The following is a 19,732-nucleotide window of genomic DNA, read 5'->3' as shown; positions in this document are numbered from 1 at the left end:
CATTTAATTACACTAACCATGTCACCCCAAGCACAGTCTAAGGGTCTCAAACAGTCAATAACCTACACATCTACTTTATCCTTTTGTACCTTTGAATCTCCATAAGAAATATTCAGCAAACAAAGCCCATAAATAAAGGCCGGCGCCGCTATACGCATGGCAGAATGGTTAATCGTTAATAACCAAAATAGGTAAAACGAGTAAAAATATAGGTTGGTTTTATTTTTAAGCCTAAACACCAAGGGCGTAAACAGTAAAATTAAAAAAGCAAACACCCCTAACAAGCCATGTTCTGCAATAATTCTGCTCATTTCATTATGCGATGCAGCCTCAACACCGGTCTCATTCAAGCGGGCCTCTTTTACACGGCCAACACCAATGCCCAAAAACGGATTTTCCATAAACTCACCAAATTCAAAAGCAAGCAAATCAACCCTTCCCGTAGTAATATCTTGCTTTTCTCTACCCATAGCATCTTGGTTGGCATAGCGCTTATCCAAAAACCCACTCGTTTGTATAGAACTAACAATCCAAACAAAAAAGGCCATCAATATAAACACAAAGAGAGAAAACTTAATCCTAAACTTAGTTTTTAGGTTCACCTTTATATAATACAGCCCTAAAAAGCAAAGAATCATAACAATAGCTGTAATAACCCCACCCCTACTAAAAGTTACAAGTGCTCTAAAGCCTAAAATCCCCAATATAACCAGGTCTAAAATCTTATGGAACAGCCCTACCTTCGACATAAAAAACCGAGCTGCCGAAATAAAAATCCCTATACCCAAAACAGTAGCCACTTGGTTAGGACCAAACCCTCCAGAAGCCGCAAAGTTTGATCCTGTGCCAGTTACAACCTCCTGTAAATCGGGGGTGTACAAAAACAAATACACGGCCATACTTACCAAAGGAAACAAAAGTGCCAGCATAATGGCCTTAATTTCTCTAAAACTTACCGTACGCTTGTAGCAATAGAGTGCAGCCATACCCAAACAAACAGGGCCGCTTAAATTAAAAGCAATGGCTTTACGTATGTTCATTTCAAATCCCATCTCATTGGCTGCCACATAAATACCCGGAATAAGCAATAACATATAAACCACATACACAAGGGCCTTACTGGAAAACCCATTAGTAAACAGTCCCATAAGAATAAAAACAATAACCAAATATTTACTGGCCTCATAAAAAACTGTACCCCCATTCATTCTTAAAAACACCTCAACACCAACAACATAGGCACAGGCAACCAGCACATAAAATGTCTTAGCCGAGCGTTTTACCATAAAAATCTTATAAGTAAAAAAAAGTGTCATTGCCAAGAAAAAATACAAGGCTAAAGGCCTATATACAAATACACCAATACCCAAAAGTATATGAAAAACAAGGAGCCTATAATAAAGAGGAAACTTCATGGACTATGCAATTTATAAGTTTCCAATAAAACATCAATAACAGTGGTTTCAGAAAAATGATCCCCTACATACGCACACAGTTGTGCACCAGTTTCAAGTCGTAAAGGTTCATTTTGAATGTAATTTAAAATAGCATCAGCAAGCAGGGTTGTATTTTGCGGAGGTATCAAAAACCCCATTTCCAAATTTTTAATCACTTGGTCACAATCACCAACATCCGTAGCAATAACAGGCAAACCAGCAAGACCATATTCCAATAGCGCCAAAGGCAACCCTTCCGATTTTGAAGTCAGAACCCCAATAGTACCTTGCTTTAAAATAGCTAAAACATCAGGGCAACTACCATAAATAAATACGTGGTTAGCCAAACCGTTTTGATTTATATAGTCTTTTACCAACTGCGAATACGCATCCTCAAAATCTTTTCCAACCAAATGCAAACTCCAATCAGGGTATACATCCAAAACCTTAGAAAAGGCACTCAGTAAAGTTAAATGGTCTTTTTGGGGTCTTAAATTTGCCAAGCAAACAATTCGTTTTCCAGTTGTTCCATGTAAACAAGTTACCAAATCAACATCATGCAATACAGCAAAATTGGGCAAACAGCTTACCGATTTTGTGCTAAGATGCTGGCGCGCCCAATCCTCCAAAAGGGAGTTCACACTAAACACATGATTAAAAAAACGCGAACACAACTTCAAAATACCCTTAGGGCGCTTACTTAAAAATGAGCTGTTCCCATAATGGTCGTGCCAAATCAACACCAGTTTCGGATTCATTAGTTTTATAATTGTAGCCAAGAAAAAAGACGTGGCATGGGCATGAATTATAGTAATGTCATGTACTTTAACATAACGGTTTAGTCTCCAAATAGCCCTTAAATCTAAAGCAGACCTTTTCTGTAAATAGCAATAGCCAACAGCTTTTAAAACACGGCTTTTCAACCCACCTTCAGCTCGGGTTGCACACAAATACGATCCTGCAATACGAGAACTCAGTGCATTGGCATAATTAACCGCCATACGCTCTGTACCTCCAATATCCAAAGAATCTATTAATTGTAAAACCCGCATCAATGTTTTAGTAATTTAGCTATTTCAATCTCAAAAACATCCAGTGTATATTGTTGAGACCACTTACAGGCAGTTTCAGATATGTCTTTTAAGCGCTCACTATCATGTAAATAATGTAAAACACGTTCAACTCCATCATCCAAATGAGCACTAATCAAAATCCCCCGTTCACCAAAGCCAAGCATATCGGGCACGCATGAAACCTCAGTTGCAATAGGAATCACTCCAAAAAACATCCCTTCAGCAATGGCTTTGGGCCATCCTTCAGACTGCGATGCCAATATAACAAAATGTGCTGTTTTAAGCCGTTCTTTCACAAGCTTATTAGGTTGGTTGCCATGTAACTCAACTGCATTATATAACTCCCGTTCCATAATATAATCTTGCAACTTGCCTCTTAATACCCCATCACCAAAAACATCCAAAGAAACATCATAACCTTTCTCCAGTAGGCGCTCTACAAGCTTAATAGCAAACAAAGGCCGCTTCCCTGCAACCAAACTTCCTATAAAAACAAAGTGCAAATGCTTAGAATAGTCCCTGGGCTCAATTTGTTCACGTTCTGCATTGGTATAACTGGCCGTAAAAAAAGACCGTATGTTTTTAGATGTATTGGGCCATGTTCCATAAACCAAAGCCGTCATATTTTTGGTCAATCCCGTATGGGCCAATAACCACTTTTGCAAGCTATAACTCCAAGGTTGCTTGGCGTTAGGATCCCAATTGCCTGCATATTTAGCCGTTTTTATTTTCTTCGGAAAAAACACCTGTACCAAACATCCCAATAATCCCATATTACCAGGGCAACGCAAATGAATATGATCGGCCCACTGGCAAGCCCTAAAAAGGCGATAAAAAACCAGTGGCAAGCTCAAAAAAGACTTTACTACTTGCCCCAAACTAACAAATGCAATGGAGGGTACTTGAGTTATAGAAATATCATCATGCCTATAAGCCGCATCAATTGCTACAAGAGGTTCCTTAGTAACTGGAGCTATTATATTAACACAACCTACATGTTTCAACCACAAATTCATTTCTCGAACATAAGGCGCATAAGCATACCAAGAGCCATCCTTTTGCTTATGATTTACATGTGTAATGATTAAAAAACGTGTCATGCAGGTTTTGGTTTGTTAAATATAAGCGAAATCCAGCCAAAAACACGCCCTAACGCTTCAGCAAACGTAGCTTTTCTATTAGAAGCCCCAACAACATTACCAAACCTAACAAGCGTTAAAAGCAGTGCCGTAGCATGCCATTTTATTGTAGAAACCACAGTAGGATTTGAATATTTAATACGCCAAACATACCAACCATTCCTAATCACCATCTTACCATAACGAAATGTGTTTGGTCGCCCAGAAACCTCATGAAAATGTGCTAATTGGGCATTTGTGTTTACATATAACGGGCCTATCTTAGCCAAACGTAACGAAAAATCAGCATCCTCATACAAACCATAACCCTCAAAATATGTTGAAAAAGAAAGTGTTTCAAACACTGTTTTTTTATACGAAGCTACACCACCCATCAACAATTCAACTTGATAGGTCTTACCAGAAGGAGGCAAAAAACCAATAGACCTACCATGCGAAAACCCAGGCATAAAACCAGGTTTCGCATCAGGCAACAAGCCAAACAGCTTACGTATTCTAAAACGCAATGGCTCATCACGCATCCAACCATCGTAATAAAATTTATAAGCATTATTTTTCCCATCAAATACCTGCCAAATTACTTCATTAGTAATATAGCCACCAACAGCCAATGCTTCAGGGTAATTGCCATATGTGCCAATAAGCTGTTCAAAATAACACGGGTCCAAAATCACATCATCATCCAAAAAACAAATAACATCTATAGTACTGCTAACATGTTTAATACCATAGTTACGCTGTTGGGTCAACCCTCTATGGGCATCATCTACTTTAAAATACTGTAAGTTTTTAAAAGTATGGGCATTTAAAGCCGTTGCCGTATCATGGTTTATAGAACCATCAATAATAAGAATCTCATCAGGGTACAAAGACTGCTTAGCTACCGATTGCAAAAGATTTAGCAATGGCTGCGGACGCATATAAGTACAGATAATTAATGAGAAAGTCATACTATTTGGTTCGTTTTCCTAAAGCCAATAATTTCCTTGCGTAAAAAACCGACTTATTATATTGTAAAACTCGAATTGGAAATTTAACGATTCGTAAAGGTAATGCTATCCAGTGTGCCCTAGAAAAGTAAAACAAAAAATATTTAATTTTATATTCCTTGCGTTGGGCTTTGGTAAAGTGTTTAAACAATTGGTACATAATCGTAGGGCTTGGTTTGGGTACAATCCATTTTACAGGAGTATCCAACTCCCAAGGTTGCTTTTTTCTTTTCTTGCCAACCACTTTATATTGCTGGCCCCAAAAACGGTAACCACCCTGTGATGGCTTTAAATGTAAATTGACAGCAAAAGGGTTATTTAAAACCGTAACACCTAATTTTACAATAGACAGTCCAAAATCGCTATCCTCTCCATAACCACCCTCATAATTAATATCATTACCAACCAAAATATCTACAACCCGTTTAGAAACACAAGAATTGGCATTGCTAAAATGCTGAGCTGCACCCACTCGCCAACGTGTATCGCCCATGCGCTTTAACTTAGCTTCCAAATCAATCAAATCTTGATCTTGGTTATCGGCCCTAACATCCAAACCATTACAGGCCTCGGCACCATAGGTTTGCAACAACCGTATATGATTTTCAATAAAATTTGGTGGTACTCTAATATCATCATCCCCAAAAATAATATAATCACCAGTACACATTGATATAGCGTGGTTTCTTGCTAAGCAACTTCCTGTTTTATCACGCCATTCAAAAAAGACCTTAAAGGAATAGTCATCCACATTGTATAACAATTTGTCCCTTACATCTTTTGGTGTTTGGTCCACAACAATTACCTCAAAGTTCCTATAAGTTTGTCGCTCTAAATCCTTCAATAAATTTAAAGTAAAATGCTGTCGCAACATAGTTGGTATCACATAACTCACCTTAGGAGATCCAGCAATTGGCAATAAAGTTCTAGGCGGTATGCATGCAGTCTTGGCTTTATATAAACACCGGCGCTTTGAAACCAGATAGCCCTGCAATTCCTTTGGTTTCCAAATACCTCTACGCAATAACATATAAAGAGATTGCGATGCCTTAAAGTTTTTTATATAAAACGTATAGATGTCACGAATAGACATCTTAACATTCTCTGTTTCAGATTGAAATAAATCTTTTACATACAACGGAATGGTATGGTGATGGCGTAAAGCATTAAAGCCAAAATCAAAAGCAGACATATGTGTGCTTTCATAACCCCAATCAAAACTTTGTAAAACATCCCAAACGGTCTTTCTTACAGCAAATGCATTAGGGTTAATACGCCAGCTAACACAGCTTGCTACATCATCAAAGTCATTGGCATACCAAAAAAAGGCTGCCGTTTGATATATAATTTCAGGAAAGGTGTTTTTGTACCCTTGGTCTAAACTACTATGCCAAATATCACCAGGGCCTTCAACTAAAGTTTCCAGTAATTCAAAATTTGGAACACCTGTGTACAATATAGTTTCATTGCTTGTAGTAGTATAAGATTGTAAGGTCATTTTATGCATATGCAAGCTACTTTATATATCCCATTTTACGCCTTAATGAAGCCGAGCCTAATGTAATCCCTAAAATTTGTAGTTTATTAAATCCCTTGCTACGGTTAACAGGGTTAAATTTTTCTGTTCTCTCCGAAACCTCCCACATACCTTTAGAATCAGTCTCCTCCATAAAGAAAGATGAATTTATAACTTTAATAGCATCCATCCTATTTTTTAAGATATCTATAGTGATTTCAGATTTAAAAAAACGCACCAATTGGCTTAAAGTTACTTCATCTCTATGTACCAAGTCTTCATATTTAACAATAAAAAAGCGATCCAGATCCGGTAGGCTTGCTGTAATTTTTTTATTGTAAGCCCTAGAATAAGTATAGTGGTAAACTCCAAAAGGCAATAGCATTTTCTTAATACGAGATTTAAATCCTTTTTTTAATTTCATTCCCTTAAACAAAGAAACAAGACAGTCTTTAGGGTCCCGAAAGGAAATAATATGAAAATCGTCTGGAAATAAGTTTAAAGTAGCATCAGCTCCTATAAAACTAGTATATTTCAATAAATAATTAGAATCAGAATTCACAATTTTAGACCTCAAATCATTCAAAAACAGACCATCCAAATAACTGTCAGCTCCCTCGCTTTTAAAAAAAGAGGCCTTATTAATATTATAAGCATTCAAAATAGGCGCAAAAGGTATTTCACTCCTTGCATGTATTGGGGTCTCACAATCTATTAATAACCGAATAACATCCGCTATAAAGTTATGTCCAGAACGTGGTGATTGTGAATACAAAAAAACAATACTGCTTTGAAACATACTTTTAACTTTTTTTGATTAATGATTCATACAATGCTATTGTCTTTTTTGCAACAAAATCATTATTAAAATAATGTACCACTTTTTCACGGGCAGCCAACCCCAATTGCTTTTGTACATCAGTATCACCCAACAGCGCTATAATTCTATCCGCAAATAGTGTATGGTTACTTGGGTGCACCAAAAAACCTTCTTTACCATCCACAATTACCGCTTCGGCCCAACCAATATTAGAAGCAACTATAGCTTTTTCCATCGCCATAGCTTCCAACCAAGATACCGGCAAAGCTTCCGCAAAAGTCGGAAACACACAAACAGCTGCCTTATCTATAAGGGTTTGCATCTCACCATAGGGCAACGCTCCAACATAATAAACTTGCTGCAAAGCTTCTTCTGTAAACAATGGCCGCATAAGTTCCCATGTTGATCCCAAACCCGTTTTCACATCACTGCTGTCCTTACCGGCCAACATAAGCTTAGCATCAGGATTTTGGGCATATACCCTGTTAAAAATATAGGGAAGTTCTAAAACTCCTTTTTTTCTAATAAGGGTCCCAAAATAAAGAATAATCTGTGTTTTCTTGTTTTTATGCTGGGGCTTAAAAGCATCAACATCAATACTGTTTGGAATAACAGTAAACGCACGATCCAGCCCCATAAGCTCATTGGTTAAAGCCCCTGTAAAAGCACTCACACTTATAATGGCATTAGCCTTTTTAAGAGCCCTTTGTTCTAAATACCTGTTTTTAAATTTTACCTTTCTACCATCCAGATAACAAAAATAAGTGTCGCTCCCATGCTCTCTAATAACCAAAGGGCACTTAGAATTCACAAAAGCCGTAAAACCCGTCCAATCAGGAGCCTCAACAATGTCTAGCTTTCCCAAATCGTACAATTTATTAATCAAGCGTTCCACTTTTTTCTGTGTTAAAAAAAGAGATAGCCCCTTTACTTTAATGTTCTTAACCTTATAAAAATGAATACCACCATCCACAAAATAAGCATCTTCATTTTGTCCATATACCAAAATAGATACACCATGCCCCAAATGGCACAATGCTTTAGATAAATTTAAAATACTTGTTCCAATACCTCCAGATGCACCCATTTTAGGGTGTGGATATTCTGGTGTTAAAAAGCCTATATTCATATCAATAAAGTCATATAACGATCCACCATAACAGCTATTGAAAACCTTTCCTCAATAAGCATTCTTGTATCTCCTAAAATATAAAGTTTACCCAAAAGCACACTAGTTAATAAAGTTGTTAATTCCTCTACAGCTTGTGCTTTAAATATAAAACCATTCTTGTGGGGCATCACAACTTCCATATTGCCCCCTACAGGAGTCGTTATAACAGGAACATTAGCAGCCAAGCTTTCTAAAATAGATAAACTAAAACATTCCATGTAAGTAGGCTGTATCAAATAATCATAATCTTTATAAACCAAATTAATAGCAGATTGGCTGCCCTTAAAGTTAAAATGGGAGGTAACATGTAAATCTGCTGCCAAGTTTAATAACGCCTGCTTAAAAGGCCCCTCTCCATATACATCAATACATAAATCCTGTCTTAAATTCAAAGGCAATCTAGCAACTGCCTTAATTAAATCCTGAATTCCTTTTGAAAACCTCAAATGGGAAACAACCAAAAACTTAGGGTTTACAATAGCTCTTTCATTAGTTTTAGGAACAATATTTTCAATAAAAACCCCATTATAAATAGTTTGGGTTTTAGACTTTAAAAACCAACCAAAATCTTTTAATATAGCCCTACTGGTGTATTCCGAAACACCAATAAATCTGTCTATATATTTAGAATACAATAGTCCCTTAACAACTTTCTTCAAGCGTTTTTTAAAAGGGTAACCATCCAAAGGTCTTGGGTTATGGTCTACAGCAATAATCTGGGTGTTTTGAAACCGCTTAACCTTAGCAAAAAACGACGTACAAAGCTCTATAAAATGGGTTATCACATAAGTATATCTAACATGCTGTGTTTCCAAGTGCTTTATAAATGTGGCTTCCATAGTCGGTTCCGATTGCTCTATGATATAAAAATCTTTATAATCGCCATATAATCCTGTATTCGGAAAAAACCAATCAACCTTAATTTGTTCCTTAAGGCACTGCTTGTTAAAAGCCCAAAAAAAATAGTCCATCCCACCAACCCGATCTTCAAGAAGTTTGTAGTTACAAATAATGGCGATATGTTGTTTGTTTACATCCATTCTTTCAATGCAGAAGCCAAACAAGCACTAGTGTCTTCTAATGGCACACCAACCTGTTGCTTAATAAAAGCTTTACGCTGTGGAGCATCAGTATCATTTTTTAAATAATTTGAAATTGCTACAATAAGGGATGCTTCATCCTTTACAATTTTAGATGCTTTACTTGCTACCAAATGCCCAATATGGGCATATCCCAAAAACCGCTGATCATTGTATAAAGCATTGGAAGCATTCCCAAATATAGGGTTAATTACAGGTTTATCGAACAACATATAATCCAAACTCATCGTAGAAAGCATATTAACATTCAAGTCCGCATATTCAAGCAAGGCCCTTAAATACTTTATATCACTTACAGTAGGAATGCGTTGAGACCAAGATTCCTGATGATTAGGACGCACTTGGTGCCATTCAGGAAAATTCCACGTAATAAACGTATACTTATCAATCAAATGTTGAAACCTATCAGGGGCTTCAGCAGGTGAGGTTCTTACAACAAAATTTACAGCAGGTAATGCTTGTGTCTGTATAGCCTTGGCTATCGTTTCAATATATAATTCATCGTTCTTGCTCGTCGATATATCCCCACAACTAAAACAAATGGTTTTCAAACCAGCATTTAAACCAAATACAGTAATAAATTCCGATTTGGTCATACTATAAACAGGCATCACATAAGGCACAAATTGTGGAGTACCAACAATCTTAATTTGTTTAGACTTAACAGAGCTATAAAATGCAAGCAAATCCAGTTTCATTAAATCACTCCATACTAAATAAAAATCAAAACCAGAAGCCATACGCCCTTTAGAAGCCAAATTATCCCAGCTAAATATAAAAGCAGCTGTCTTTAGTTTATTTTTTTTAGCAGCATACACTAATGGGGCTATATATGGTGGCCTTTGGTGTGTAAAAAACAACAAATGAAATTGCTCTTCTTTTAAAATAGATTGGTAGGCATTAGTAATATCATGTTTAGAAAACGTAAAATCTTGTAATTTTTGAAACCATTGAACAGCACGCTCAGAATGAAACATCTCAGTTATCTTGTATATAAACCTTGTAGCATAACCTCTTGAAGTTTTTAATTTAGAGGTATTAGTCAATAAATTATCTTGTATCCCTAAATTTCCTTTTCTATGTAATTTAAGATGTGCTATTTCCTTAGCTTTCCTAAAAAACCAAGTTTTAAAACCTTCATTAAACACATCCAATTCAATAACCCTAACCGTTGTGTGGTCTTTAAATATAGATTTGGGTAAACACGATAAAATAACAACCTCATCAAACGTATGTTCCGCATGCTGCAAAAAATCACTCAGTACAAAGTTTCTAAAACCAACACCATCCGTTATGACCAATCCAAGTTTCCTCATTAAAGCTCTCTAAACTGTTTTTGATGATTTGTTTCCCAAAACGACGCCAATTGTAATGATTCCAAAAAAGCTTCGGCACTATGGCCCGCTCCAAACAAAGCCAAGGGGTTATTTTTTATTACAGGTTTTTCGTCTTGAATAGCATTCAAAATAGCATCCTTTGTATAATCCGTATTAATTATAGAGTCAGAAAAAGCACGGTTATGTTGGCGTGTACCAATATTTATAGTAGGCACGCCATAATAAGGAGCTTCCCTTACCCCAGCGCTACTATTACCTATTATAAAAGAGGCATGCCTTAACAGGGTTAAAAAATACTCAAACCGAATCGATGGAAACACCTTAAAATTAGAAAGGTTTTCAAAGGCTTTGTAAGCATCTAGTATAATTTGGCTTCCCATGTCATTATTTGGAAAAACAACCACATAACACTTCGAGCTTTCCAACAAAGCATCAACAAATTGTTTTATATAATGGGCCATTTTATGGTGCTCTGTTGTAACAGGATGAAACATAGCAACAGCATAATCTTCAAATGGAATATCATAATGGGCCTTAACCGCATCCAGGGCAGGTAGATTTTTAGAAAACATAATATCTACATCTGGAGACCCAATAGTGTAGATAGATTCAGGCAACTCGCCCATTTGTTCCAACCTTACCTTGGCTTGTTTATTAGCCACAAAATGAATATGGCTCATTTTACTGGTGGCATGGCGCATCAATTCATCAATAGTACCAGAAAGCTCCCCGCCTTCAATATGCGCTACCAATATATTGTTTAAACTTCCCACAATGGCTCCCGCCAAAGCTTCCACCCGGTCTCCATGAATAATAATCAAGTTAGGCTTTGTCGCTTTTACAAACTCAGAAAAACCAGTAATCGTCTTGGCTAAAGTTAAATCCATACTGGCCTCATGTGTATGGTTATTAAAAGTCGATATATTAGAAAAACCGCAACGTTGCACCTCAATAAGGGTATACCCGTATGTATCTAGCATATGCATTCCCGTAACAAAAATATATGGCTCAAAATCACTGTGATTATCAATAATTTGAATCAGTGATTTCATTTTGCCAAAATCGGCACGAGTGCCAGTTAAGAATGCGACTTTTTTCATTTAAAAGGTTATAAAAAATTAATGATATCCCAATGCATTAAGGCCATCAAACATAACTTTAGTTAATTCTTTTTTCTCTTCAACAGGCATTGTATCAATTTTGTAATTTGTACTCTTAATCCTGTCATAATCAAATTCACATTTTGTGTCTACATTTATAAAATCCAACAATCTACGCATTTCTTTTTTAGGCTTCAATGTCAAATCTTCATAGCTCATTTCAAATTTCCTATTCTCTTTAATAGTGCTTAGAAAACTTGTAATCGCAATAATTGAATCATTATAATACTCAGCACACTTTAGTAAAAAATCCTTTTCACTAAAATAATTACTATATACATCAACCCTATTATACTCTTTGGTAAACCATGATTTACTAACCGCCAAACCATTCCTATACAAATGTATGTATTTAGCATTAGGGAACATTTTATTGATCTCATCTAAAATAAAAGTAATTGCCGGACTTTTAATAATAACAACTTTGTTATGATTAACATGTATTTTGTTTTCTATGATAACTTTTAGCTTAAACCTGTAAAAAGGAGTCCATTGTTCCAAAGATCTTTTTGCAGTCAAATCATAGTTAACAATGTCCGTAAAAATGGGGTCATGAAGTTTCCCTTCAACCAATGCTGGTAAAAACTCATAATACATTTCATTTTTATCAACAATTACATTTGCATTGGTACTTAAAACCTCTACTAACAAGTCACTACCGCATCTTCCCGTACCAATAATAAATATGGGGCTTATATTTCTACTCACAACCCTATAATATAGGGTTTTTAAAACGATACTTAACTTACTTAAAACAGTCATTTATTCAATATCGTTAAAATCAAGTTGTACATCATTTTCAATATCACGGGTAGCTTTCTTTCCCAAAATACTATTAAATTTTTCAGCTAATATAGTTCCAGTACCCGGTCGTTTTACCCAAATATTATCCTTTGTAAACAATTCCCCTTTCTTAATGGGCTTTATACTGCATACCGTAGCAAAAGCAAAATCTATAGTAACCTGTTCTTCCTTTGCAGGTTCTTTTTTGCCACCCCGCATTAAGGCCATTTCCTTGCTACTTACAATAAGGTCTTTACAGGCATGCTCGTCCATACTGCAAATAATATCAGGACCACGACGTTGCTTATGATCTGTAAAATGACGTTCTAAAATAGAGGCACCTAAAGCAACAGCACCTAAACAAGCATTATTGTTCAGGGTATGGTCACTCAAACCAAAAACCTTATCAGGGAATGCTTGATGCAATTCCAACATAGCACCAAAACGTACCAAGTGCACAGGAGTAGGATATAAATTAGTAGTATGTAATAACGCTACGGGCACATGGTGTTTATCAAAAATAGCAACCGCCTTTTTAACGCTGGCTATCGTATTCATACCTGTACTTAAAATAACAGGCTTGCCAAACTGGGCTATATGCTCTAATAAAGGATAATTATTGCATTCACCAGAACCTATCTTATAAGCAGGCACATCAAAGCGGTGTAATCGGTTAGCGGCAGCTCTTGAAAAAGGCGTAGATATAAAAAGCATGCCTTTATGCTCTACATAGTTTTTCAACTCCAATTCATCGGCTTCACTAAGGGCACATCGCGCCATAATATCATAAATAGACATATCTGCATTTCCTGGAATTACTTGTTTGGCCGCAGCGCTCATTTCATCTTCAACTATATGGGTTTGGTGCTTTACAACCTCAACTCCTGCCCTAGCAGCTGCATCAACCATAGCCTTCGCTATAGACAACGATCCTTCATGGTTAATCCCAATTTCCGCAATAACCAAAGGTGGATAGGCTGCGCCTATTTTTCGACCATTAATGTCTATAACAGGTTCAATCATGGGCGTACTTTTTAAGCATAAACTCGGCTAAATCTAAATCGTCTTGGGTATCAATATCAATACTACCAAAAGGATGTTCTACAATCAAGGGAAATGCATCTTTTGTAATAATCTCTTGTTTTAAAATGTTTATCGCTTTTGTAATATACAACAAGCCATTTTCATAATACAGGGGCTGCAAGTCTTGGCTTCGTTGCCCAATAGTATAATTATAGGGCCTAAAAACATGGCCCTCTATCGTTCCTAGTTTATCACTGTTTCGCGAAACAGTAAACAAACTGCTACACTGCTTTTCATTATAAACTCCAAAAGCGTTAGTCAGCATTTCTTTGGTACGTAAAGGGTTCGTAGGTTGTAATACCACAACAGTTTCAACAGCTTCGTCAATAGCCTTTAAAGCATGCTGTAAAGCTGTTACTGTAGGCTCCAAATCACCAGAAAGTGCCTTGGGCCTATCTATTACAAAAGCACCATGCTCCAACGCAACATCCTTAATGGCAACATCATCCGTACTTACATAAACAGCATCAATAAACCGATGTTGTTTGGCGTATCTAATACTATAAGCCAATAACGGCACGCCCCCTAATAATGCTATGTTTTTATTGGGTAAGCGTTTCGAATGGCCTCGAGCAGGTATAATGGCAATGGTTTTTATTGTAATAGTTTTTTAGTGTTAAAAAAAAGGTGGCGGTAACGCCCTAGCTTTGTTTAAAATTTCGGTATCTATTGGGGCTCTGTATTTTAAAACTTTTGGAGAGCAATAAACTATAGCACCTAAAGCTTTAAAATATGCTTTAAAATAAAATATATCCATTACAGCATATTTTTTAAAATTATGCCAAAGCAACTTTAATAGGCTATACAAAGGATTTTTATAATAAACCATATAATAAAACGCCGAATTTTTCAATTGTTTCTCAAATCTAAAATAATTTCTCCTATCATTCAACCTTTCCTGTTTATTAACACGATGATTTACTACAATTCTATTGGTATAGAGAATATTTTTATGGTTGCACAAAACCTCAATAGCTACACATGCTTCCTCTCCATAAATATCAATCCATTTTGGAAATCCATTGGTAGCTTCATACACGTCCCTCCTAATTGCAAACCCAGAACCTATAAAACTATTACACAAAAACGCAATAGTCTCTGGAGATTTATTCAAAAGGGCTTCTTCTGTACTTTTAAAAACCCCCTTGATTTCTTGAAAAGCAATTACGCCTAAATGGCTATCAGCTTTAAAAAGCAAGTGAACAACCTCTATAAAATTGTCTTGTAAAGGGTGGGCATCATCATCAAAACCAATAAAAACATCGCCCGTTGCAAAGGCATATAAACTATTTCTGGCCGCTGAGGCACCCAGATTGATTTTAGATTCAAACCAACGTACTGCTATAAAATGTTGCTTTAAACCAATGGAGTCATCATCACATCCATCTAAAAATACCAAAATTTCAGTACTTGAATAGTCAACAAACCTATCAAGAACACTCAAAGTTTCTTTTAAAGCTTGTTTTCTGTTATGGGAAACAATTAAAATAGACGTCTGCACTAGCGTAACATGTTTTTAATTAACCTTAAAGTATTAGCTACTTTTAAATGTCTCAAAACAATCCACCAAGTTAAAGGTTTCCATCGGCTTTTCCCCGATCGTTTCCAAAAATCAACTACCCTACGAATCAAAAAATGACTAAACCTTGATTTCTCAGCTAAACCAATATCATTTTTTGCTCTAAAAAAAATAGTATTTACCAAATATATCAGCTTGTTAATTTTAGTATAAAATACCTTGTCCATATATACTTGCTTACCATAATAAAGCTCAAAAATCATCTCAGGTTCAACATGTACCCCAAATTGGCTCCAATAGCGTGATATTATTTTCGATCGCTCTTCAAAATGCAAGCCGTTTTTTAAAGCTGCCCGGTGGTTACTGGCTTCCACAACTCTATATTTCATTAAAAAATCGGGCAAATTCATCATAATTCCATCTAACTTAGCAATCCTGGTCCACAAGTCCCAATCCTCAGTGGTCTTGAATTCTAAATCATAGTTCAATGCATGTTTTATAAAAAAAGCACTTCTAAACACTACAGAAGAATGTCCAAAAGAAGCAGAAAAAAGCAAGTGATAACGAATATAGTTTGAGCTTTCTGGGTAAGTCCATGCAAAACCAGGCACATCATCAAATTTTTTTAGCCAATACCCTTGGGTTCCCAGCACATCAACCGCTTGATGTTTATCCATAAAAGACACTTGCTTTGCAAACCTATCAGGATAGCACCAATCATCGGCATCCATTCTGGCAATGTATTCATAGTTTGGTAACAAATCTTCTAAGCCCTTGTTTAAAGTCTTAGTAAGACCTAAATTCTCTTTGTTCTTTTTATAAAAAATACGGGAATCGTCGTAATGGGAAATAACATGCAAAGTCTCATCGGTAGAGCAATCATCATAAATATAAAAATCAAAATTAGAATACGTCTGGTTTAATACCGAATCAATACTATCCTTTAAATAAAGAGCAGCATTATATGAGGGCATTAAAACAGCTAATTTTTTCATCAACTAAGCATTTGTTTAATATAAGTTATAGTTTCTCTATTTATGGTATCATCAAACTTTCTGGCAAATAATACCGATTCCAAATTATTAGACTTAACGTCATCAATTGTTAAATATTTAGGGTGCGCATTATTACCTTCAAAATCAATAAAATGGACAGATCTATTTTCAATCAAAAAGGCATCCTTCTTACTAAAATTAGTAACCAAACTATAAAAATACAGCTCGTCAGGAGCAAAAGTGTACTTAAAAATAGAAGTGAAAGCCTTGTTCTCACGGCTCTTCAAGATTATAAACTGCAACAAATCTTTGTTTAAAATCATCCATTGGCTTTGCCCAAACAGCTCAAAATTGGGGAAATTAGATTCAAATCGATGCAAAGGTGTTAAAAAATGCAACCTTAACACCTTCAATAGCCTATTAACCCAATAATTACATTTCTTTCCTTTTTTTATATCGAACAAATAAAGCTTTTCTAGTCTAAACATCCCCCCTTTCCACCAATTTTCATAAGGCAACTTCCAATATTTTATAAAAGAACGTGTCTGCTTACTTTCCAGGTAACGATCAATGTAAGCATTCGATTTTAAAGGTAAATCCTCGCCAGAAAGCATTATAAAATGGTAATTAGCACCAAAATGATGGTGTGCCATAAAATCATGCACCTCACCCATGCCATTCAATGTTGCCCTAACCAAACCAAAAGACCCCCAAGAACAAGACACCCTTTTTTTTACAAAAAAAACAGGACTATCGGTTATAGCACGCTCAAAGGGGTCCAGTGGAGCTTTTTTATCAAGATGTACAAAAAAAAAGGATTTTCCATCATTCAATTGAGAGATTAACGCAGCAACTTGCAAAGGCTTTTTGTGGGCAAGAATAAAGTACACTTTATAATACATCATGGTGCTTTATAATCTATAATTCCCTTTAAAGCCTCTGCAAAAAACTGCGCTGGGTTTTCTGGAATTTCTTTTTCTATAGCGCTACGGGCCTTTATACCCATAGCTTCCCAATCGTGCCTTACTGCCCAAGCACTCTCCAGAGCAGCATCTATATAATCTGGTCTAGGAGCCGCTGCTAAAAAGCCTGTCTCATTATCTTGGAGCAATTCCCTATTCCCACTCACATCAGTTATAATGGCTAAACGGCTACACAACATAGCCTCTACTAGCACCAAGGGCAATCCTTCAAAGCGAGAAGTTAAAATCAATCCATGGTTATGCTCCCAAATATGTCTAGTGGCAGTGTAAGGATGAATAACCACGTTTTTAATTTCGTACAGTTGTATCAAATCCTTTAAATTTTCGATATCGCTTCCTGCACCATAAAAATTAACCACCAAATTTCTGTTTTTCCACTTGTCCAGTTTTAAAACACGCAATAGCACGTCCTGGCCCTTTGCCGAAAAATCATAGCGCCCTACACATGCTAATTGATAAGTATCTTCTTTCGGGTATTCCAAACGAATATCATAAGGCACATTAAACGGATTTCTAACAACCTCAGCATTTGGTAAAGCCATTCCCAATTGTGCTTGGGTAACTTCTAAATTATCACAACTCACAAAATAATTTCGCTCACTGTGCATAAAGCCCAACTGCATCTTTTTACGTAAACTCAAATTTGGCCATAAGCTCTCATTTATAGCATGGGAAATTGTTACATAATCAATATTATTTGCCCTTGCTAGCGCCATAGTTTCAACACCATTAAAATTGTACCCTTGGTTTACAACCAATAAATCGGGCTGAAACATTTTTATAAAAGCCTTTTTTTTATTTTCTGGTTTAAATCGGTTGTGGTAAGGCAAAAACCTATTAAAAACCCTTTTAAACACCGATAAATTAGCTTGAGGAATTCTGTAAACCGTAATTTTTTGCTGGTTTTCCAACTCTAAAAGCCATTCCGGAAGCCTAAGTTTTGGGTGTATACAAACACCAATAGCATAAAATGGTAACAATTCAACAACTGTCTTGGCCCAAAGCAATTCACTACCACCCCAAGCCACATTCTCTGGCACAAATACAATCTTTTTTTTGTATCCCATTTAAAACTTCATTTTACGCTTAAGCTTATTTCCTAAAATCCTAATCAAGCTTTTAAAACCAGGCTCTTGCTTTAGCTTACTGTTTTCTATCAAACACGATCTAAAATAATACAAATGCTGCAATTCCTTTTTATTAAAAATATAATCTAATAGCGTTTGCCTTTTAGGCCATGCTTCAGAAAGCATAGAATGGTCCCTAACCCTATAATCAAAAAACAAGGCATCAACATAATGAAATTGAAAACCCTTAACCCCCATACGCAACCATAAATCCCAGTCTTCAAATCCCATTAATGGCATAACTTCATCAAACCCGTCAACTGCCTCCCAGGCCGACTTTCTAAAACCTGCACAAGCATCTATATAATTATTGAGCAGTATGTCCCTAAAATCAAACGGTCTCGATTTCCAAACAGACGTTTTATTACCAAAAAATTGGGCATTGCCATGCACAACATCAATATCAGGATTCGCATCCAAAAGCTTAATAGTTTGTTCTAGCATAAAAGGCCGCAATCTATTATCCGCATCCAACGGAATAATATATAAACCATTAGCCTCTGCTATTCCACGGTTTCTGGCATGCCCTAAACCCATATTAGGCTGATTGATAATCCGAACAGATGGATCGGTTTCAGCAATAGTGGTTAAAACCGTTAGGGTTTTAGTATCAGTTGAACCATCGTTTACTAAAATAATTTCATATACTTCTGGGTCTGGATAAGCCTTAACACTCGCAATGGCTTCCTCCAGATATTCCCCAAGGTTATAACATGTAATTACAATAGATAGTTTTAGGCTCATCTGTTAAATGTTTTATTAAAAAACACGGTTACTTTTTGTTTAATAACATGCAAATAAAACCCCATACTTTTTAATCCGCTTTCAATACGTTTTATTTCATGGCCCCGTGTATCAGCTTCAAGAGAACGGTTTTTAAAAACAATGGGGTGCACTAAATGGGCTCCATTAAAACTTTTAAAAGCCAACAGTTTCTTGTTAAACTCACCATCTTTACAAAAAATCAGCATGTTTTGTTTATACCACCAATCAACTTGGGCATACTCCCAAAATAATGGCCTTAAAACATCAAACACCTCAAAACCATAATGTTTAAACTTTTCAATCCAATATTGAGGTGCCTGCTCATTAACATGGTTTTGTCCACCTTGGTTTGGTATAGCAGCCGAAAAAACAATAACATCGCCTAATTTACAAAGATTTTCAACAAATGAATGGGATACCAACTCCGACAAATGTTCAGCGACCTCTAAAGATAAAACCAAACCATACCTCTCTGTAAAACTAAAAGGTTTCTCTAAATCTTTTTCAACAAATTCCGATTGCTCAATTTTCAACAACTCCTTATCCACATAATCACCATCAACACCTAAAACATCAATTACACCGTGTTTCTTAAACTCATGCAACCATGTACCCAAACCACACCCAACATCTATAACCGAAGTTGGCTTAAAAACATCCATTAAAAAAGGCACTACAGCCTTTGGAGCATTAAAATTGTGAACGTCTTCGGTATGTACGTATTTATGGTTCATAA

Annotated in this window: 19 protein-coding genes; all 19 read right to left on the bottom strand. The window is 36.1% G+C overall.

Annotated features, from left to right (window positions below; genetic code table 11):
* Positions 1-62: 62 nt before the first annotated feature.
* The 19 genes from AC5SR4_RS12545 to AC5SR4_RS12455 are packed head-to-tail and all read right to left on the bottom strand — an operon-like array spanning position 63 to position 19,730.
* A complete protein-coding gene (locus tag AC5SR4_RS12545; protein ID WP_495356594.1) occupies positions 63-1,415 on the bottom strand; it encodes an O-antigen ligase family protein in 1,353 nt (450 codons plus the stop codon).
* A complete protein-coding gene (locus AC5SR4_RS12540; protein ID WP_495359186.1) occupies positions 1,412-2,488 on the bottom strand; it encodes a glycosyltransferase in 1,077 nt (358 codons plus the stop codon). The genes AC5SR4_RS12545 and AC5SR4_RS12540 overlap by 4 nt, the downstream gene beginning before the upstream one ends.
* Positions 2,488-3,609, bottom strand: coding sequence for a glycosyltransferase (locus AC5SR4_RS12535; protein WP_495356592.1), 1,122 nt, complete (start codon positions 3,607-3,609; stop codon positions 2,488-2,490). Before AC5SR4_RS12535 ends, AC5SR4_RS12540 begins: the two co-directional genes overlap by 1 nt.
* The gene (locus AC5SR4_RS12530; RefSeq protein ID WP_495356591.1) at positions 3,606-4,598 is read right to left on the bottom strand and encodes a glycosyltransferase family 2 protein; all 993 of its coding nucleotides are present in this window, start codon (positions 4,596-4,598) and stop codon (positions 3,606-3,608) included. The genes AC5SR4_RS12535 and AC5SR4_RS12530 overlap by 4 nt, the downstream gene beginning before the upstream one ends.
* Position 4,599: 1 nt before the next feature.
* On the bottom strand, positions 4,600-6,144 hold the full coding sequence (locus tag AC5SR4_RS12525; RefSeq protein ID WP_495356589.1) for a glycosyltransferase family 2 protein: 1,545 nt from the start codon (positions 6,142-6,144) through the stop codon (positions 4,600-4,602).
* A 7-nt stretch (positions 6,145-6,151) separates the two neighbouring features.
* Complete coding sequence (locus AC5SR4_RS12520; RefSeq protein WP_495356587.1) at positions 6,152-6,952, bottom strand: sulfotransferase; 801 nt, start codon at positions 6,950-6,952, stop codon at positions 6,152-6,154.
* Positions 6,953-6,956: 4 nt separating this feature from the next.
* Complete coding sequence (locus tag AC5SR4_RS12515; RefSeq protein ID WP_495356586.1) at positions 6,957-8,102, bottom strand: glycosyltransferase family 4 protein; 1,146 nt, start codon at positions 8,100-8,102, stop codon at positions 6,957-6,959.
* Complete coding sequence (locus tag AC5SR4_RS12510; protein ID WP_495356584.1) at positions 8,099-9,184, bottom strand: glycosyltransferase family 4 protein; 1,086 nt, start codon at positions 9,182-9,184, stop codon at positions 8,099-8,101. Before AC5SR4_RS12510 ends, AC5SR4_RS12515 begins: the two co-directional genes overlap by 4 nt.
* Positions 9,175-10,560 carry a hypothetical protein gene (locus AC5SR4_RS12505; protein ID WP_495356583.1) on the bottom strand — a complete coding sequence of 462 codons (1,386 nt, stop codon included), beginning with the start codon at positions 10,558-10,560 and terminating at the stop codon, positions 9,175-9,177. Before AC5SR4_RS12505 ends, AC5SR4_RS12510 begins: the two co-directional genes overlap by 10 nt.
* Complete coding sequence (gene neuC / locus AC5SR4_RS12500; RefSeq protein WP_495356581.1) at positions 10,560-11,681, bottom strand: UDP-N-acetylglucosamine 2-epimerase; 1,122 nt, start codon at positions 11,679-11,681, stop codon at positions 10,560-10,562. Before neuC ends, AC5SR4_RS12505 begins: the two co-directional genes overlap by 1 nt.
* An 18-nt stretch (positions 11,682-11,699) precedes the next feature.
* The gene (locus AC5SR4_RS12495; RefSeq protein ID WP_495356580.1) at positions 11,700-12,503 is read right to left on the bottom strand and encodes a sulfotransferase family protein; all 804 of its coding nucleotides are present in this window, start codon (positions 12,501-12,503) and stop codon (positions 11,700-11,702) included.
* A complete protein-coding gene (neuB, locus tag AC5SR4_RS12490; protein ID WP_495356578.1) occupies positions 12,504-13,547 on the bottom strand; it encodes an N-acetylneuraminate synthase in 1,044 nt (347 codons plus the stop codon).
* Entirely contained in the window at positions 13,540-14,187 is a 648-nt protein-coding gene (locus AC5SR4_RS12485; protein ID WP_495359185.1) for an acylneuraminate cytidylyltransferase family protein, read from the bottom strand. The genes neuB and AC5SR4_RS12485 overlap by 8 nt, the downstream gene beginning before the upstream one ends.
* Positions 14,188-14,223: 36 nt before the next feature.
* Positions 14,224-15,108: a glycosyltransferase family 2 protein gene (locus AC5SR4_RS12480; protein WP_495356576.1), complete on the bottom strand. Its 885-nt coding sequence runs from the start codon at positions 15,106-15,108 to the stop codon at positions 14,224-14,226.
* Positions 15,108-16,121, bottom strand: a complete 1,014-nt coding sequence (locus AC5SR4_RS12475; protein ID WP_495356574.1) for a glycosyltransferase family 2 protein — start codon at positions 16,119-16,121, stop codon at positions 15,108-15,110. Before AC5SR4_RS12475 ends, AC5SR4_RS12480 begins: the two co-directional genes overlap by 1 nt.
* The gene (locus AC5SR4_RS12470; protein WP_495356573.1) at positions 16,121-17,026 is read right to left on the bottom strand and encodes a beta-1,6-N-acetylglucosaminyltransferase; all 906 of its coding nucleotides are present in this window, start codon (positions 17,024-17,026) and stop codon (positions 16,121-16,123) included. The genes AC5SR4_RS12475 and AC5SR4_RS12470 overlap by 1 nt, the downstream gene beginning before the upstream one ends.
* The gene (locus AC5SR4_RS12465; RefSeq protein WP_495356571.1) at positions 17,023-18,171 is read right to left on the bottom strand and encodes a glycosyltransferase; all 1,149 of its coding nucleotides are present in this window, start codon (positions 18,169-18,171) and stop codon (positions 17,023-17,025) included. Before AC5SR4_RS12465 ends, AC5SR4_RS12470 begins: the two co-directional genes overlap by 4 nt.
* Entirely contained in the window at positions 18,172-18,975 is an 804-nt protein-coding gene (locus AC5SR4_RS12460; RefSeq protein ID WP_495356570.1) for a glycosyltransferase family 2 protein, read from the bottom strand.
* The gene (locus AC5SR4_RS12455) at positions 18,972-19,730 is read right to left on the bottom strand and encodes a class I SAM-dependent methyltransferase (protein ID WP_495356569.1); all 759 of its coding nucleotides are present in this window, start codon (positions 19,728-19,730) and stop codon (positions 18,972-18,974) included. The genes AC5SR4_RS12460 and AC5SR4_RS12455 overlap by 4 nt, the downstream gene beginning before the upstream one ends.
* Positions 19,731-19,732 lie beyond the last annotated feature (2 nt).

The sequence above is a fragment of the Aestuariibaculum scopimerae genome, from assembly GCF_059428085.1.
Note: the sequence above shows the minus strand (reverse complement) of the source record. Positions and strands in the feature narration are given on the sequence as shown.

Coding starts and splice junctions, on each gene's coding strand:
- AC5SR4_RS12545 (WP_495356594.1), bottom strand. CDS start 1,415: ATGAAGTTTCCTCTTTATTATAGGCTCCTTGTTTTTCATATACTTTTG.
- AC5SR4_RS12540 (WP_495359186.1), bottom strand. CDS start 2,488: ATGCGGGTTTTACAATTAATAGATTCTTTGGATATTGGAGGTACAGAG.
- AC5SR4_RS12535 (WP_495356592.1), bottom strand. CDS start 3,609: ATGACACGTTTTTTAATCATTACACATGTAAATCATAAGCAAAAGGAT.
- AC5SR4_RS12530 (WP_495356591.1), bottom strand. CDS start 4,598: ATGACTTTCTCATTAATTATCTGTACTTATATGCGTCCGCAGCCATTG.
- AC5SR4_RS12525 (WP_495356589.1), bottom strand. CDS start 6,144: ATGCATAAAATGACCTTACAATCTTATACTACTACAAGCAATGAAACT.
- AC5SR4_RS12520 (WP_495356587.1), bottom strand. CDS start 6,952: ATGTTTCAAAGCAGTATTGTTTTTTTGTATTCACAATCACCACGTTCT.
- AC5SR4_RS12515 (WP_495356586.1), bottom strand. CDS start 8,102: ATGAATATAGGCTTTTTAACACCAGAATATCCACACCCTAAAATGGGT.
- AC5SR4_RS12510 (WP_495356584.1), bottom strand. CDS start 9,184: ATGGATGTAAACAAACAACATATCGCCATTATTTGTAACTACAAACTT.
- AC5SR4_RS12505 (WP_495356583.1), bottom strand. CDS start 10,560: ATGAGGAAACTTGGATTGGTCATAACGGATGGTGTTGGTTTTAGAAAC.
- neuC (WP_495356581.1), bottom strand. CDS start 11,681: ATGAAAAAAGTCGCATTCTTAACTGGCACTCGTGCCGATTTTGGCAAA.
- AC5SR4_RS12495 (WP_495356580.1), bottom strand. CDS start 12,503: ATGACTGTTTTAAGTAAGTTAAGTATCGTTTTAAAAACCCTATATTAT.
- neuB (WP_495356578.1), bottom strand. CDS start 13,547: ATGATTGAACCTGTTATAGACATTAATGGTCGAAAAATAGGCGCAGCC.
- AC5SR4_RS12475 (WP_495356574.1), bottom strand. CDS start 16,121: ATGAAAAAATTAGCTGTTTTAATGCCCTCATATAATGCTGCTCTTTAT.
- AC5SR4_RS12470 (WP_495356573.1), bottom strand. CDS start 17,026: ATGATGTATTATAAAGTGTACTTTATTCTTGCCCACAAAAAGCCTTTG.
- AC5SR4_RS12465 (WP_495356571.1), bottom strand. CDS start 18,171: ATGGGATACAAAAAAAAGATTGTATTTGTGCCAGAGAATGTGGCTTGG.
- AC5SR4_RS12460 (WP_495356570.1), bottom strand. CDS start 18,975: ATGAGCCTAAAACTATCTATTGTAATTACATGTTATAACCTTGGGGAA.
- AC5SR4_RS12455 (WP_495356569.1), bottom strand. CDS start 19,730: ATGAACCATAAATACGTACATACCGAAGACGTTCACAATTTTAATGCT.